Annotated in this window: 15 protein-coding genes; 11 read left to right on the forward strand and 4 right to left on the reverse strand. The window is 65.4% G+C overall.

What is annotated here, in order from left to right; translation table 11 throughout:
• The first annotated feature begins 71 nt into the window (after window positions 1-71).
• From MJO54_RS02355 to MJO54_RS02400, 10 genes are all read left to right on the forward strand, one after another.
• Window positions 72-1046, forward strand: a complete 975-nt coding sequence (locus MJO54_RS02355; RefSeq protein WP_259602776.1) for a threonine ammonia-lyase — start codon at window positions 72-74, stop codon at window positions 1044-1046.
• A 61-nt stretch (window positions 1047-1107) separates the two neighbouring features.
• Window positions 1108-1446 carry a WXG100 family type VII secretion target gene (locus tag MJO54_RS02360; protein WP_240175584.1) on the forward strand — a complete coding sequence of 113 codons (339 nt, stop codon included), beginning with the start codon at window positions 1108-1110 and terminating at the stop codon, window positions 1444-1446.
• Window positions 1447-1449: 3 nt separating this feature from the next.
• Complete coding sequence (locus MJO54_RS02365; RefSeq protein WP_240175585.1) at window positions 1450-2691, forward strand: C40 family peptidase; 1242 nt, start codon at window positions 1450-1452, stop codon at window positions 2689-2691.
• Between the two features lie 80 nt (window positions 2692-2771).
• Window positions 2772-3227 carry a hypothetical protein gene (locus MJO54_RS02370; protein WP_240175586.1) on the forward strand — a complete coding sequence of 152 codons (456 nt, stop codon included), beginning with the start codon at window positions 2772-2774 and terminating at the stop codon, window positions 3225-3227.
• Between the two features lie 39 nt (window positions 3228-3266).
• Window positions 3267-3785: a hypothetical protein gene (locus tag MJO54_RS02375; RefSeq protein ID WP_240175587.1), complete on the forward strand. Its 519-nt coding sequence runs from the start codon at window positions 3267-3269 to the stop codon at window positions 3783-3785.
• Between the two features lie 94 nt (window positions 3786-3879).
• Complete coding sequence (locus MJO54_RS02380; RefSeq protein WP_240175588.1) at window positions 3880-5208, forward strand: NAD(P)/FAD-dependent oxidoreductase; 1329 nt, start codon at window positions 3880-3882, stop codon at window positions 5206-5208.
• A gap of 134 nt (window positions 5209-5342) precedes the next feature.
• Complete coding sequence (locus MJO54_RS02385; RefSeq protein ID WP_240175589.1) at window positions 5343-5906, forward strand: recombinase family protein; 564 nt, start codon at window positions 5343-5345, stop codon at window positions 5904-5906.
• Window positions 5903-6349: a hypothetical protein gene (locus MJO54_RS02390; protein ID WP_240175590.1), complete on the forward strand. Its 447-nt coding sequence runs from the start codon at window positions 5903-5905 to the stop codon at window positions 6347-6349. Before MJO54_RS02385 ends, MJO54_RS02390 begins: the two co-directional genes overlap by 4 nt.
• Window positions 6350-6353: 4 nt before the next feature.
• Window positions 6354-6596 (forward strand): antitoxin VbhA family protein, encoded by a 243-nt coding sequence (locus MJO54_RS02395; protein ID WP_240175591.1) that lies wholly within the window; start codon window positions 6354-6356, stop codon window positions 6594-6596.
• Window positions 6593-6934, forward strand: a complete 342-nt coding sequence (locus MJO54_RS02400) for a hypothetical protein (protein WP_240175592.1) — start codon at window positions 6593-6595, stop codon at window positions 6932-6934. The genes MJO54_RS02395 and MJO54_RS02400 overlap by 4 nt, the downstream gene beginning before the upstream one ends.
• Here the strand turns inward: MJO54_RS02400 and MJO54_RS02405 are convergent.
• The 3 genes from MJO54_RS02405 to MJO54_RS02415 are packed head-to-tail and all read right to left on the reverse strand — an operon-like array spanning window position 6931 to window position 7770.
• Window positions 6931-7116: a DUF4926 domain-containing protein gene (locus MJO54_RS02405; RefSeq protein ID WP_240175593.1), complete on the reverse strand. Its 186-nt coding sequence runs from the start codon at window positions 7114-7116 to the stop codon at window positions 6931-6933. The genes MJO54_RS02400 and MJO54_RS02405 overlap by 4 nt on opposite strands.
• A 1-nt stretch (window position 7117) precedes the next feature.
• The gene (locus MJO54_RS02410) at window positions 7118-7642 is read right to left on the reverse strand and encodes a hypothetical protein (RefSeq protein WP_240175594.1); all 525 of its coding nucleotides are present in this window, start codon (window positions 7640-7642) and stop codon (window positions 7118-7120) included.
• Window positions 7639-7770, reverse strand: a complete 132-nt coding sequence (locus tag MJO54_RS02415; RefSeq protein WP_259602778.1) for a hypothetical protein — start codon at window positions 7768-7770, stop codon at window positions 7639-7641. The genes MJO54_RS02410 and MJO54_RS02415 overlap by 4 nt, the downstream gene beginning before the upstream one ends.
• 213 nt (window positions 7771-7983) lie before the next feature.
• On the opposite strand from MJO54_RS02415, the gene leuA reads away from it, so the two are divergent.
• The gene (leuA, locus tag MJO54_RS02420) at window positions 7984-9810 is read left to right on the forward strand and encodes a 2-isopropylmalate synthase (protein ID WP_240175595.1); all 1827 of its coding nucleotides are present in this window, start codon (window positions 7984-7986) and stop codon (window positions 9808-9810) included.
• Between the two features lie 26 nt (window positions 9811-9836).
• Here the strand turns inward: leuA and MJO54_RS02425 are convergent, their stop codons facing one another.
• Window positions 9837-14720: a DEAD/DEAH box helicase gene (locus MJO54_RS02425; RefSeq protein WP_240175596.1), complete on the reverse strand. Its 4884-nt coding sequence runs from the start codon at window positions 14718-14720 to the stop codon at window positions 9837-9839.
• Window positions 14721-14804 lie beyond the last annotated feature (84 nt).

The raw sequence follows: 14804 nt of genomic DNA on the forward strand, positions 1-14804 counted from the left end.
CGGGATGTCATCGCGTATGAGGTTGCCGGGAACCTAATCTGGACAGCCCGGCAACGCTACGCTGCTGTGTCGTGCGGGAAACGCGCCTCGATACAGCTCGGATCCGGGCAGCTCGCCGGGTAATCAACCCACTTTTCCTTGACACTCCGCTATATCGATGCGAGGCGCTGACGCCCAACCTCGGGTGCACGATGAGCATCAAGCTCGAAACGGAGAATCCAGTCGGCAGCTTCAAAGCACGCGGCACCGAAGTTGTCACGAGCCTGCTCGCCGACACCGGCTTGACCGCGATGGTGTGCGCCAGCGCAGGAAACCTTGGTCAAGCCCTGGCTTGGTCCGGTCGCACTCGGGGGCTTGGCGTCACGGTCGTCGCATCCCGCTTCGCTCCGGCCATCAAGCTTGAGCGCATCCGCGCGCTGGATGCCCGGTTGGAGCTGGTGGACGGCGACATTGAGATCGCTCGCGAGCGGGCAGCCGCCATTGCCCGGTATGACGGGATCCGGTTGGTCGAGGACAGTCTGGACATCGAGACGTGCGAGGGCGCTGCGACTATCGGTCTGGAACTGGTTGATGCTGCGTCTTCTTTCGATGCCGTCCTGATTGCTCTCGGCGGCGGGGCGCTGGCCACCGGCGTGGGGCACGTGCTCAAGACATTGGCCCCCGACGTCGAGGTGATCTGCATTCAGCCGGCTGGCGCACCGGCGATGACACACTCGTGGCACCAACGCCGCGTCGTGACCAGCGACTCGACCAATACGATCGCCGACGCTGTCGCCGGCCGCTTTCCCATCCCTGCCGTCCTGTCTGACCTGCTCCTGGTTGCTGACGATGCGATTCTGGTCCAGGAGGCCTCGATCGTCGCCGGAATGCGGATGCTCCTCGACCACGCCGGTCTGGTCGTTGAGCCGGCGGCCGCGCTCGGCATCGCGGCGATCCTCGAAAACCGTGACCGCTTCGCTGGCCGACACGTGGTCACTATCGTGTGTGGCAGCAATGTCGACCTAAATGCGCATCGTCGCTGGGTTCGCACGGCTTCCCTGGGGTGACTAGCGGCAGCCCCGAAGCGCTGTTAACTTTCTGTGCAGCGCTGCTACGGGAGGTGTGGGTATGGCTTCGGTGCCGATCAACTCCGCGACGCTGTCGGTTCGCCCGGCGCTGCTGGACACCCACGCCACCCAGGTGGTGAACGCCACCGAGGTGTCGCGCACCTTCGCCGCTCGTCATGCCGGCTACGTCGGCGAATGCGCGGGGGCTTGGGCCGGTGACTCCGCGGAAGCCCTGGCTGAGCTCGGTGCGCACTGGGAATCGACCGATGCGCGGCTGCACGGGCGGATCGCCGCGTTCTCCGCGGCGATGCGCGAAGGCGGCCGGATCTACACGGCGATGGAAGAAGAGCACGCTCACCGCTTCACCGTGCTGGTTCCGCGGGCACCCGGCGCGCAGTAGCCGATGACGATCACCACCGACGGCATCGACAAGTGGAATCTGGCGACCTTGGACACGGTGTTCGAGATAGCCACGGAACGCTCCGCGCGCAAGGCCGACTTCGGAGCGACGTTGGATGCCGCCGGCAACGGGCTCAAAGACTGGGAAGGTAAGGGCGGCGACGCGTTCCGCCAAGAGCTGGGCAAGCACCGCGTCGACATCACCGATCAGCAGGTCGAGGCGACTGCGATCGCGAATGCCTTCTCCTACGCGCGGTCCGAGGTCGAGGCGTGCAAGACCGAGTGGGGCGCCATCAAATCGGCAGCGGCCAGCAATAACTGGTCGATCAGCCCGACTGGGCAACTCAGCGGCCAAGTCACCGAACGCAACCGCGCCGACTTCGACACCCTGCAGCGCCGGCTGACGAAGCTGATGACCGAGGCCAACCAGACCGACCGAGACCTGGCCACCGCGATTCGCGCCGTGGTCGGTGACACCAAGCTCACGCCCGACGGTCGTCCGATCTACGGGCCGCCGATGCCGAAGGATGAGACGAAAGGCAAAGAGACACCGGCGGATCAGTTGCCGTTGCCGGCCAAGAACGGCCAGGTGCCCTCGCCCACCGAGGCGACCGCCGGCCGTCACGATCACCCCGAGTTGGGAGGCAGCGACTACCTCGCGACCAACCCGAACCCGTCGCCGCTGCTTTCCGGGCTGTCCGCGCAGGAGTGGCGTGATCGCCTGGCGAACTTCAAACCGGGTGACCCGCTGCCGGACCCGCGGACCCCGACCGGCGACCCGGCGATCGATTCATTGGCTCACGCGGCGAGTCAGCAGAACACCACCTACGCCTGGGGCGGAAACAAATCACCGGACGGCCCGTCGGTAGGGCAGGGTGATGAGGGTGATGGGGCCAACCAGTTCCACGACTGGGACCGCTACGGCTACGACTGCGGGGGCCTGGTCCGCTACTCGGTGCAGCAGGGTGCTGGCTTCGACACGGGGATGGGTACCGACGCCATCGACACCAACCCGACATTCACGCAGTCTGGCGGAAATGTCCCCAGCTCAGCCATTGCCGGGAATGCTCAGACCGGCGACGTCCTCGTCTTCGGCGGCGTGGGCGGCTATCAAGGCGGAGCCACCCAACACACCGGAATTTACATCGGGAACGGGTACATGATGGAGGCTCCGGGCTCCGGCAGCCCCGTGAGCGTTGGGGGAGTAAGTGGTCACGGGTCCGCCGATATTCTGAGGCTGCCATGAAACTCTTCGCCGCGCTGCTTCCGCTAGCTATCGTCCTGGCGTGTAGCTCTCCCGACCATCCTGCGAAGGCGGAACCCGCTGTGAACAACCAGCAGATCACTGACAGGTTCACCACGGTGATATGGCCCGCGATTGCGGCTTACAACGAGAACCGCAATCAAGGTGCGCCGCCCTCCCAGCAGTACCACGCCGTAGTCGATCCCACCGACAGCTCCGCGACCGCGTACGGTCCGCTTCGTGACGCCGTGTGGGGACTGGGGCGGGCGGGCGAGTACGAGAGTGCCACGCAGACAACTCACGGCAACGACGGCCTGACGCTCGGTCACGTCGATGTCCAGTCGGTTCAAGGCGATACCGCCACTCTGAATGTCTGCTACACCTACACCCACTGGTGGTACGTGAACATCGCCGACACCCAGCGCGCAACCGCAGCATCAGAAGCCACCGTCGGTTTGGTCAACGTCGACCACACCTGGTACCTGCACAGCATCACCGACGACCACGTCGTGCCGGGGTGCGGGGACGTCAACAGCTGACCGCGGGGTAAGGGAGAGACTGAAAGGGGCTGGGTGTCGATGAATTCGGCGGTCGCTCTGTTCATCCCCTTCGTCACTGTCGTGGCGTGCAGTCCGCCCGGTGAACCCGTGGAAGTGGAATCCACTCTGAACCAGCAGCAGATCATCGAGCGATTCACCAACGACATCTGGCCTGCCGTGGAGGGCTACCGATATGTCGGGCAGGGTAGCCCCGAATCGAAACGGTTCTGGTCGGTGCTCGAACCTGGCGAGGGCAACGGCGTGCACCGCACGGGAATGGACCTCGGTGTGGTCATGGGCGCAGACCAAGTACCCATCAGCTTTCCGGGCGGCCCACTGCGCCTGGCGAATACCGCTGTGACATCGATCAACCCAACTGATGCGACCGTCGTCGCCTGCTACACCTACACCTCGGTACCGCGCAGCGCCCCAACCGCCCCCGGGGTCTCCGCAGCTTCCGAAGCCACCTTCCAGCTGACGAACGTCGATGGCAGCTGGTACCTGCACAGCATCACCGACGATAACGTCGTGCCGGGCTGTGGAGACGTCAACAGCTGAGCAGCTGGGTAGGGCGTCAGCAGGAATTTCAGTGTCAACGTCGGTGTCGCCGATGTAGGTTCACCCCCAATGTCGAGTGGGTGCGGAGGCTGCGGTGGAGTCATTTGACGTTGTCGTGGTGGGTGCACGCTGCGCGGGGTCTGCGCTCGCTATCTATTTGGCGCGGGCTGGCATGCGGGTGTGTCTGGTCGACAAGGCCACGTTCCCGAGCGAGACGCCATCGACTCATGTGATCCAACCCCGGGGCGTGGCGGTCCTCGCCGAACTCGGCGCGTTGGACCCCGTGCTGGCACACGGCGCATCCCAACTGGACAGCTTCAGCATGGTGATCGACGACGTGTCTCTCGACGGTGTCCTTGGCGAGACGTTTCCCCATCTTGGCCTGAACGTGCGCCGCATCGTTCTCGACCACGCCCTACTGCAGGTGGCGGTGGACGTTGGCGTCGATGTGCGAACCGGATGCCGGGTTACCGGGACCCGCACGGAGGGCTTACGCGTGAACGGCATCGACACCGTGAACGGACCCATCGGTGCCGGGCTGCTGGTCGGTGCCGACGGGCGGGGTTCGGTAGTAGCTAAATCCGTGGGCGCGCGCGAGTACCTGGCAAAGCCCGGCGGGCGGATACCGGTGTGGGGGTACTTCGCAACGGGGCCACAGGAGCCACGTCTGCGTATCGGGCGCAGGGGCAACTTCTCTTTCCTGGCTAGTCCGACGGACTCGGGCCTCTACATGGCAGCCGTCGGAGTCGATCATCGTGAGATTGCCGCCTTCAACCGTGACCGAGAGGCCAATTACCGCAAGGCGCTTAGACAGTGGCCCGAACTCCATTCGATCGTCGGTGACACTGACCGTGACGGACCGCTGCGCGTCATGGCTAACTGGCACAGCTATTTTCGCGAATCAGCTGGTCCAGGGTGGGCGCTCGTCGGGGATGCCGGTCATTTCAAGGACTTCTCCCCGGGACAGGGCATCTCCGACGCGCTCTGCCAAGCCAAGGCGCTGTCGATAGCCGTTGGCAGCTCTGTCGGGTCTGCAGCAGCGCAAGATGCGGCACTGAAACGGTGGTGGAAGCAGCGCGACCGCAGTTCCTACGATATGTACTGGTTTGCGATGCAGATGGCACCGCCCGGGCCTCCGTCAGCGCTGACCGCCGAAGTCATCCGCCGGATCGCAGCCGATCCAGATGGCGCGACGACGCTACTGAAAGTTATGAACCGGGATCTACCGACCGCCAAGCTGTTCACCCCGCCACGACTGCTTGCAGCCTCATTGGCGACACTGCGTAACCAGCCCGACCAACGACGGGCGATCTTCGCCGAGATCGGCACACAGATGAGCGCCGAGATCGACAAACTCCGTGCCCGCCTTGGATCGCGACCAGCCGAACGTCCGCTAAACGTCGTCTCAAAAACGAAGGGTTGATGCGACTGAGACAAGCCGCCGCCCGTCAGCCGCAAGTCCTGCGACGATCAATCGCGTGTGTGTCTTGTAAACCTGTCTCATAACTAGTATTCTCAAAACCCATAGATCGACGGGATTGCGAGACAGGAGGGCCGGTGGCGATCATCGGATACGCGCGAGTCTCGACCACGGACCAGAATCCGCAGCTTCAACTCGACGCGCTCGCCGGCGCCGGCGCCGCGAGGGTCTACACCGACCACGGCGTCAGCGGTTCGAAGGCGCAGCGACCGGAACTCGACGCCTGCCTCGACCATCTCCGCGAAGGCGACGTCCTCACCGTCTGGAAACTCGACCGGCTCGGCCGCAACACCCAGCACGTGCTGGCCGTCGTCGACCAACTCACCTCGCGGGGCATCGGGTTCCGCAGCCTGACCGAAGGGCTGCACACCGACGGGCCGATGGGCAAGGCGATGCTGACGATCATGGCCGCCTTCGCCCAACTCGAACGCGACACCATGATCGAGCGGACCCGAGCCGGCCTCGCCGCGGCCGCGGCGAACGGGCGCAAAGGCGGCAGGCCCCGCAAGATCGACGACGCCGACGCCGCGAAAGCCCGCAGCCTCAGAGATAAAGGAATCGCGGCGACCGACATCGCCAAGATGCTCGGCGTCTCCCGCGCCACCGTCTATCGGTACCTCTCGGAAGGAACACCCGCATGACCACCACCGAAACCTCTGAGCCGCTGACCCGCTCCGAGAAGGCAGCCGTGCTGGCCGGCGTTGGCTTCGTGGCGCTGCTGGTCGGGCAGCTCGCCGGGATCACCCAGCTCACGCTGGCCGGCGGGGTCGCCGTTGCCGTCGGCGCCGCGATGGGCATGAGCGCCGGCTGGTTCGTCGGCCTGACCCCGCGGCCCGCGGCGGCGCCGGCAACGCTGGTTGGGGTGCGGATCGGGTTCGCCGGCGGGGTGTACACCGTGATCGACGACTCGGCGCCGTCGGTGACGGTTGCCCAGCGCCACGGCGGCCGGTGCACGGTGATGGCGACGGATGCTGCCGGCCGAGGTGTCCAACTGCTGTTCCTGGAACTGGACCGGGCCGGGCACGTCACCGCTGCGGCGACGGAGGAATGCGACTGGGGCGTGGCTGGGGCTGTGGGAGTCTAGGTCCATGACCAGCGACGATGCAGTGCCGGAGCGCGGCACGACCGAGGAAGAGCGGCGGGAGTGGGTGCTCAACGCGATGGGATCGTTTGCGTTGTCCGGCATGCAGCCGACGCCGATGGCCCTACGGCAGGCCCGCGAGTTCATCTCGGGGGAGAAGACGACGGCGCGACACGCCGAAACACGGCGGATCCTGCGACCCGCGCCCTACCCGCCACTGTCACACCGCCGGTACACACTCGCCCCATGACCGATGACATGACCGCGGCCGTCGCCGCTGCCGACGCTGAGATCGCCGCCCGCGCCACGGAGTTGCGGGCGCAGTGGACGGCCGAGCTGACGCGGCTACGTGAACGGTGCCGACCAGGGGACTTGGCCGAGCACAGCGAGCACTTCCTGTCGCGGCTGGAGCCGAGTGGCCCCCGATCCATGTGGTGGGCGCCGTACCGGGTGACCTCCGAAACCACGGACGCCGCAATCGCCTTGGTCGTTGACGGCGGTGTGCGCCGCTACGTCGCCGATGCGGAGTCAGATGCGCGGTACGAGATATCCGGCGGCGGAAGCTGGTCGCGGGAGATGGCCCCTTAGCTGCGCAGCCGGATGTCGGCTTCCTCCACCGTCACCACTGCGATCGTGCTGCCGTCCGGGGTGAAGAACTCGACCTCGTACGCGCCGGTGCCGGCGTGGACCACCGCGCCCGTCGCGCCGGCCGCGAGACCCTCATCGGGCAGGTCACGGGTGAGTTCGACGGAGCTGTGCTCTGGGTACATTTCACGCTCCCGGCGCCGGCGGATTCACCGCCGCGTGGACCTGCAGAAACTCCTCCACGCTGATGAATCCAGCAACAGCAGCTGCCTCGACGTGATCCCAGGTGCTGTGCGTCTTCCCTTCGTGCGGGAACGGCGCGTACTCGGGGAACGTGTACCGATACCTGCTCAGCTGATCAATCAACTGCTCACGCGGCGAGCCGTCGAGGTAGGCCCGCAGGATCAGTTCCTCGGGGGAGCCCTCAACGTCGATCACCACCCCCGCTGAGCGCAGCAGCCGATCCACCAGGGGCTCCGCCAGCTGCAGCTCCGCTGCGATCTCGTCGGGGTCCTTGCCGGCCGCGGAAAGCCGCGAGACCGTGCGGATGTCGGCGATCCGCTGCAGCCGCTCCTCAGCACGGCGGCGCATCGGCGCGCCGATGTCGATGACCGGCTCCCCGATCCGCTCGTCTCGGCGGGGAGGTTCCCGCTCGTAGGGGTCGGCCAGTTCCTGGTAATCGGCGCTGGTCAGATTCGGTTCCGGGTTCACGGCTGGCGGTCCCGCGGCGGCCGCTCGGGCCGCGGCTGCACCTGCCCCGCGGCGATCTGCGCGTCGCTGATGCGCAGGAGCGCGAGAAGCTCCGGCGTGGGCTCCACGACCGGGACGTCTGCCGTCATACCCTCGACGGTACGCCGCGGCAGTGTCGGCGGCGGCGACGGTCATGGTGATGATTTTGCTCCAGGGAGCCGACAGCGGAGCTACTCTGACCGCCATGCAGCGCGTGCTCCTTCTCCGGCGCCGCGACGGGGTCTGACCAGGACCGGCTTCCCGTCGCGGGTTTCGTCGACGCGCCGGTCTGAGTCCCCTTTCGACCAGCCGGAGCACGCATCATGACCACTTTCGTTTCCCCCGCTGATTCCATTTCCTCGGACGCTTACACGTCCACCCGCGCCATCACCACACCCGCAGGACCACCCAATCCCGGCCAGCCCGCCTGGAACACCCAGCGCGGCTCGGCGATGCCGGTCCACCGGTACCGCAGCTTCGCTGACGAGGTCGAACCCGTCACGCTGGCCGACCGCACCTGGCCCGACCGCGTCATCGAACGCGCCCCGCTGTGGTGCGCGGTGGACCTGCGTGACGGCAATCAGGCGCTGATCGACCCCATGGGTCCAGAGCGCAAGCGCCGGATGTTCGACCTGCTGGTGGCGATGGGCTACAAGGAGATCGAGGTCGGTTTCCCCGCCGCCAGCCAGACCGACTTCGACTTCGTCCGCCAGATCATCACCGAGGGCGCGGTCCCCGACGACGTCACCCTGCAGGTGATGACCCAGTGCCGTGATGCGCTGATCGAGCGGACCTTCGAAGCCTGCGCGGGCGCATCGAGCGTGATCGTGCACTTCTACAGCTCCACCTCGATCCTGCAGCGCCGGGTGGTGTTCCGCGCCGACAAGGACCAGGTGCAGCAGATCGCAGTGTCGGCCGCCCGAAAGTGCCTGGAAGAGCAGGCCAAATACCCCGGCACCCGGTGGCGCTACCAGTACTCCCCGGAGTCCTACACCGGAACCGAACTGGCCTACGCCAAGGCGGTCTGCGACGCGGTCGGCGACGTGATCCAGCCATCGCCGGACAATCCGATCATCTTCAACCTGCCGGCCACCGTGGAGATGGCCACCCCGAACGTCTACGCCGACTCGATCGAGTGGATGAGCCGCAACCTGAAGCGGCGCGACTGCGTGATCCTGAGCCTGCACCCGCACAACGACCGCGGCACCGCCGTGGCGGCCGCGGAACTGGGTTATCAGGCCGGGGCCGACCGGATCGAGGGCTGCCTGTTCGGCAACGGTGAGCGCACCGGCAACGTCTGCCTGGTGACGCTGGGGCTGAACATGTTCTCCCGGGGCGTGGACCCGCAGATCGATTTCTCCAACATCGATGAGATCCGCCGCACCGTCGAGTACTGCAACCAGTTGAAGGTGCCCGAACGCCACCCCTACGGCGGCGATCTGGTCTACACGGCGTTCTCCGGAAGCCACCAGGACGCGATCAACAAGGGCCTGGATCAGATGAAGATCGACGCCGATGCCGCCAACTCCACGGTCGAGGAAATGACCTGGCAGGTGCCCTACCTGCCGATCGACCCCCGCGACGTGGGGCGCACCTACGAGGCGGTGATCCGGGTGAACTCGCAGTCCGGCAAGGGCGGCGTGGCGTATGTGATGAAGACCGATCACGGCCTGGTGCTGCCGCGCCGGCTGCAGATCGAGTTCTCCAAGGTGATTCAGCAGCTGACCGACGGCGAAGGCGGCGAGGTCACCCCCAAAGAGATGTGGGACGCATTCGCCGACGAATACCTGAACCCGATCCGGCCCCTGGAGCGCATGCACCAGAAGCTGATCGCGGCCGAGACCGACGACGGGACCGACCGCATCGAGGCGGTCGTCAAGGTCGACGGGGTGGAGACGGAGATCGCGGGGTCCGGCAATGGACCGCTGGCCGCGTTCGTCGACGCGCTGAGCAGGGTCGGTGTGCAGGTGCACGTACTGGACTACTCCGAGCACGCCATGAGTGCCGGCGAGGGGGCTCAGGCCGCCGCCTACGTGGAGGCTCAGATCGGCGACGTTGTCGTCTGGGGCGTAGGGATCGCTCCGTCGATCACCACCGCGTCGCTGCGGGCGGTGGTCTCCGCGGTGAACAGGGCGGCCCGGGGCGGGTGAGGGGGAGGGTCTCGGGAGGGGAGGCCTTATCCCGCGGTCTCGGCCAGGCTGTCGACGATCTTCATCGTCTCGATGCTGACGGTGGTGATCCGTTTGATCAGGTCGACGATGTAGGTCGGGTCGTCGTGTTCGTCGCACCAGTCGTTGGGGTCGTTGACGATTCCTGAAGCCTTGTCGGTTTTGAGCTGGTAGCGGTCGATGATCCAGGCGAGAGCTGAGCGGGAGCCGAGCATGTAACGCTCGGTTTCCTCGGGAATGCCGGCGATGGTGACCCGAGAGTTGTAGATAATCGCCGAGTGGTCGGTCTTAGACCGCCACTTCATCTTCTCCACCCGCCAGGTATCGGGATCCTTCCGATGCGCGCCAGGCTTGAGCAGCACCTCAAGCGGATACGGCTCCACGGTCTCGTAGCCGACGTGCAGCTTGGCGAGCCTGCGGCCGGCGTCGGCCAGCTGCTCGAAGCGTTCCCGTGTCTCCGGCGTCGGGATGTGCGGAAGCATCTTCTTCAAGTCCGCGGCGTAGGCGTGCCGGTAGGCGGGCTCGTGCAACAGGCCGTAAACGTAGTAGAAGATGTCGTCTTTGCTCACTTGGTCGCCGACGGCGTCGCGGTACAGCGTCAGGATCTCGTCGGTGATGTTGTCGATGCGGCGGTAGCCGTGCTCATCGGCCTCACCGCTGACTATGTCGAACGCGAGACCGCCGTCGTCGGATTCGGCCTTCTCGAAGGTCCATCGGGGGAAGAACTGGCCGTTCTGCCCGGCCCCGAGCATCTGAACGTCGGGAAGCCGGTCGGTGGCAAGAAGTGCGAAGTCGGCCGTACCTCCAACCCCGATCGCATAGAAGCCAATGTTCGAGTGTTGAGCAGTCGGGAACATTGACGGGAGCTGGTAGACCCGGTCGTTGACGGACCGGTCCATGTAAGTCCATTGAGGGTTGAAGGGCCGGTAGGTGCTGGTTCTCACATTCTCAGTGCGCCAGCTTATGGGTACGTCGGCGGCCAGCAGCTGTTTGAGGCCAACGTTCCAGCTGATTCGACCGGCTTTCGTGAGTTCGGGATTCGAACTCAAGAAGGCCGCGATATCGGCCTCGTTTGGCCTGTTCGGCCCGGTGTGCGTGTGGAATACACCCCTTGCCTCGGCATACTGTCGGAGGAGTTCAAGCATGTTCGCCTCAAGAGAAGCGTGGGTGCAGCTGTAGCACCAGGCGTCGCGGCCGGTCTTGAGCCCGGAAGAATATGTGGCGAAGACTGTTCCCCTAGCTCCACTGCTTTTGTCTCCGATCGCAGGCCACGATGGGAATTCATCGCTTCGCTGGTTCAACCAGTCGCCGTGATCATTCGGTGTGATCGCTTGCCAGTCGAGGGAGTCGTGCTGACTTTCGCTGACGATCCGGAGCTTCTCTTCTCGACTGAGGTAGTCGCCGATGTCGCGGTAGGACACCTCGCACGGCCCGGTCCCGCTACGGTCCCTGACCCCGATGAAGATGGCGACAGTGTTGCGGCTGCCACTGCCGAAAACCTTTCCGCCCTCTCGGCGAGACAGTTCGCCAGCGGTGCGTTGGTTTCCTCGCAGGTTGTAGACGTAGATCGCGGAGTATTCGTCGGTCAGCGATAGCCGCATTCCGTCGGCGGTGTTGGCGTCGAGCCAGCCGCCGTTGGAGACGAAGCCGACGATGCCGGTGTCGCCGATGCGGTCGGTGGCCCAGCGGAAGGCTCGAATGTAGGAGTCGTAAAGGCTGTTCTTGTTGGTCGCAGACGAACGCTTCGCGTACGTGGCCGCGATTCGCCCGTCGAGGGTCGGATATTTCACGTTGGCGTTGAGATCGTTCGCACTGGCCTGGCCCACGGAATAGGGCGGGTTGCCGACAATCACGTTGATCGGGGTAGCGAGTTGCGTTTCGATGCGGGCGTTGTTGTGGGGGAACATGATCGCGTCCATCGAGTCGCCGGCTTCGCTGATTTGGAAGGTGTCGGCGAGCACGACACCGGGGAACGGCTCGTAGGCGTCGGTGTCGGCGGTCTTGCCGGCCAGGGCGTGGTAGGTGGTTTCGATGTTCACCGCGGCGATGTAGTAGGCCAACAGCATGATCTCGTTGGCGTGCAGCTCGCTCGCATACTTGCGCTGCAGATCCGCCGCGGTGATCAGCTCCGATTGCAGCAGCCGGGCGATGAAGGTGCCGGTACCGGTGAACCCGTCGAGGATGTGCACGCCCTCATCGGTCAACCCGCGGCCGAAGTGCTTGCGGGAGACGGTGTTGACGGCGCGCAGGATGAAGTCGACGATCTCGGTCGGTGTGTAGACGATCCCGAGTGCCTCGGCCTGCTTCTTGAAGCCGATGCGGAAGAACTTCTCGTAGAGCTCGGCGATGATTGCCTGCTTGCCCTCGGCGCTGCTCACCTCGCCTGCGCGGCGACGCACCGATTCGTAGAACCCCTCCAGTCGCGCGGTTTCGGCTTCCAGGCCGGTACCGCCGAGGGTGTCGACCATCTTCTGCATGGTCTTGGAGACCGGGTTGTGGGAGGCGAAGTCGTGGCCGGCGAACAGAGCATCGAACACCGGCCGGGTGATCAGGTGCTGCGCCAGCATGCTCACCGCATCCGCCTCGGTGATCGAGTCGTTGAGGTTGTCCCGCAGCCCCTGAAGAAAGTGGCCGAATGCCTCGGCTGCGGCGCCGTCGGCCTCGTCGAGGACCGCGGTGATCCGGGTGATCAGGGCAGCGGCAATGTCGGCGACGTCGGCAGCCCACTGCTCCCAGTAGGTGCGGGTGCCGACCTTATCCACGATGCGGGCGTAGATCGCCTCCTGCCACGCCGACAGGGAGAACAACGCCATCTGCTGTGCGTGGTCGGCGTCCTGATCCGTCTGGTCGCTGAGGTCGTCGAGGACGGGGCCGAGGTGCCCGCCGAGCAGTTTGTCGGTGCCGACCCCACCCTTGCCGTCGGAGCCACTGTTGAGGGCGATGGCGTTGACCATCGCGTCGAAACGTTCATCGTGGGAGCGCAGCGCGTTGAGCACCTGCCACACCACCTTGAACCGCTGATTGTCGCCGAGCGCGGTCGCCGGCTCGACACCTTGGGGGACGGCGACGGGCAGGATCACGTAGCCGTAGTCCTTGCCGTCGGCTTTGCGCATCACCCGCCCAACCGACTGCACCACGTCGACGATCGAGTTGCGCGGGTGCAGGAACAACACCGCGTCCAGGGCAGGAACATCGACGCCTTCGGACAGGCAGCGGGCATTAGTGAGGATGCGGCACTCGTCTTCGGCGACAACTCCTTTGAGCCAGGTCAGCTCGGCGTTGCGTTGCAGGGCGTTGTAGGTGCCGTCGACGTGGTGGACCGAGCAGGTCAGGTCGCGGTTGGTGGGCGAGACCTGCTGTCCGTCGTCTTCGTGGGCTTCGAGCAGCTCCTGGTATTTGGTGACCACGACCGGGAACATCTCGGCGACCTGCTTGGAGGTCTTGATGTCGCGGGCGAAAGCCACCGCGCGGCGCATCGGCGCCTCACCGGGGACGAAACCGCTACCGTCGGGTGCGGTGCCGGCGCGTTTGGCCAAACCGTTCCAGCAGCCGACCAGTTTCGAGGCATCGTCGAGGGTGAGTTCGCTGCCGTGAGCGGCGACCTGCTGCTGCAATCCGGGGGCGATCACGGACTCGTCGATGGTTAGCACCAGCACCTTGTAGTCCGACAGCAGGCCGCGTTCCACGGCGTCACCGAACGAGAGCCGGTGAAACTCCGGGCCGTAGATGCTCTCGTCGTCCATCGACACCAGCTCCGCCGAATGCGTGGCGGCTTTGTCCTGCACGGCGTCGGTGAAGACCCGCGGTGTGGCCGTCATGTACAGCCGGCGGGAGGCCTGCACGTAGTCCGGGTTGTGGATGCGCACGAAGTTCGACTCGTCATCGCCGGCCAAGGTGACCCCGGTGGTGCGGTGCGCCTCGTCACAGATCACCAGATCAAAGGTGTCGACTCCGAGCCTTTGGGCTTCGGCGACCGCTGCCAGCGACTGGTAGGTGGAGAACACCACCGTCAAGCCTTTGGCGCGTTTGCGGTGCTCCATCTCCTGCGCCAACCGTGCAGGGTCGGTGGTGACCGGGATCGGCACGTCGTGGACGTTGTAATCCTCAGCGGTGCGGGAGACTTTGGTGTCCGAGCAGACCGCGAACGCCCGCAGATCCAGTTCTGTCTGCGCGGTCCAGCCGCGAAGCGTCTGACTCAGCAGCGAGATCGACGGCACGAGGAACAGAATCCGGGCAGCCCCGCCGTTCTCTGCGGCGGTGCGCTCGGCGATCTTCAGGGCAGTGAACGTTTTGCCGGTGCCGCAAGCCATGATCAGCTTGCCGCGATCGTTGCCGGCGGCGAACCCGCGAAACACGGCGTCGATCGCCTGTTCCTGATGCGGGCGCGGCTGATGCCTGCTGGCAGGGGACAGTTCGATGCGCAGGTCACCGCCGGCGGGCCAGGCGATGTCCCAGTCGATGGGGGATTCAGCGATCTCGGCCATGCCGATGCGTTGCACCGGTTTGGTCTGATCCTCTAGGGCTGCCTCGGCGTTTTTGCCCCACCGGTCGGTGGTGGAGATGATCACCCGGTTGGTGAACGCTGTCTTGCCCGATGCGGTGAAGAACGAGTCGATGTCGGCCTTGGCCAAGGTATGGGTGGGTTCGTAGAACTTGCACTGGATGGCCGTCAAATCGCCGGTGTCGCGTTCGCGGGCCACCAGGTCGATCCCGGTGTCGGCTTTGCCGTCGCGGCCGGGCCAGTCGATCCAGCGCCACACCGCGTCGTACTGCTGTGACAGCATCGGGTCCAGCTCGAAGTAGCGCACCATCAGCTGCTCGAACTTGGTGCCGCGCTCGGAGTTCGACGGCGCCTTGCGGAACGCCTCGATCACCTCGTGAATCGAACCCATACTTCTCCTACACCTCGACGGTCGCGCTAGTAGACCTTATTCAACGAGGCCGACTCGTTTGCCGAATCAGCGGGAGCCGGTGGA

Source organism: Mycolicibacter virginiensis (assembly GCF_022374935.2).
In the GTDB taxonomy this organism is placed as follows: domain Bacteria; phylum Actinomycetota; class Actinomycetes; order Mycobacteriales; family Mycobacteriaceae; genus Mycobacterium; species Mycobacterium virginiense.

What these genes read in the sequence shown, in the direction of transcription:
- MJO54_RS02360 (WP_240175584.1), top strand. Translation starts at nt 1,108, where the DNA reads ATGGCTTCGGTGCCGATCAACTCCGCGACGCTGTCGGTTCGCCCGGCG.
- MJO54_RS02365 (WP_240175585.1), top strand. Translation starts at nt 1,450, where the DNA reads ATGACGATCACCACCGACGGCATCGACAAGTGGAATCTGGCGACCTTG.
- MJO54_RS02375 (WP_240175587.1), top strand. Translation starts at nt 3,267, where the DNA reads ATGAATTCGGCGGTCGCTCTGTTCATCCCCTTCGTCACTGTCGTGGCG.
- MJO54_RS02390 (WP_240175590.1), top strand. Translation starts at nt 5,903, where the DNA reads ATGACCACCACCGAAACCTCTGAGCCGCTGACCCGCTCCGAGAAGGCA.
- MJO54_RS02395 (WP_240175591.1), top strand. Translation starts at nt 6,354, where the DNA reads ATGACCAGCGACGATGCAGTGCCGGAGCGCGGCACGACCGAGGAAGAG.
- MJO54_RS02400 (WP_240175592.1), top strand. Translation starts at nt 6,593, where the DNA reads ATGACCGATGACATGACCGCGGCCGTCGCCGCTGCCGACGCTGAGATC.
- MJO54_RS02405 (WP_240175593.1), bottom strand. Translation starts at nt 7,116, where the DNA reads ATGTACCCAGAGCACAGCTCCGTCGAACTCACCCGTGACCTGCCCGAT.
- MJO54_RS02415 (WP_259602778.1), bottom strand. Translation starts at nt 7,770, where the DNA reads ATGACGGCAGACGTCCCGGTCGTGGAGCCCACGCCGGAGCTTCTCGCG.
- leuA (WP_240175595.1), top strand. Translation starts at nt 7,984, where the DNA reads ATGACCACTTTCGTTTCCCCCGCTGATTCCATTTCCTCGGACGCTTAC.
- MJO54_RS02425 (WP_240175596.1), bottom strand. Translation starts at nt 14,720, where the DNA reads ATGGGTTCGATTCACGAGGTGATCGAGGCGTTCCGCAAGGCGCCGTCG.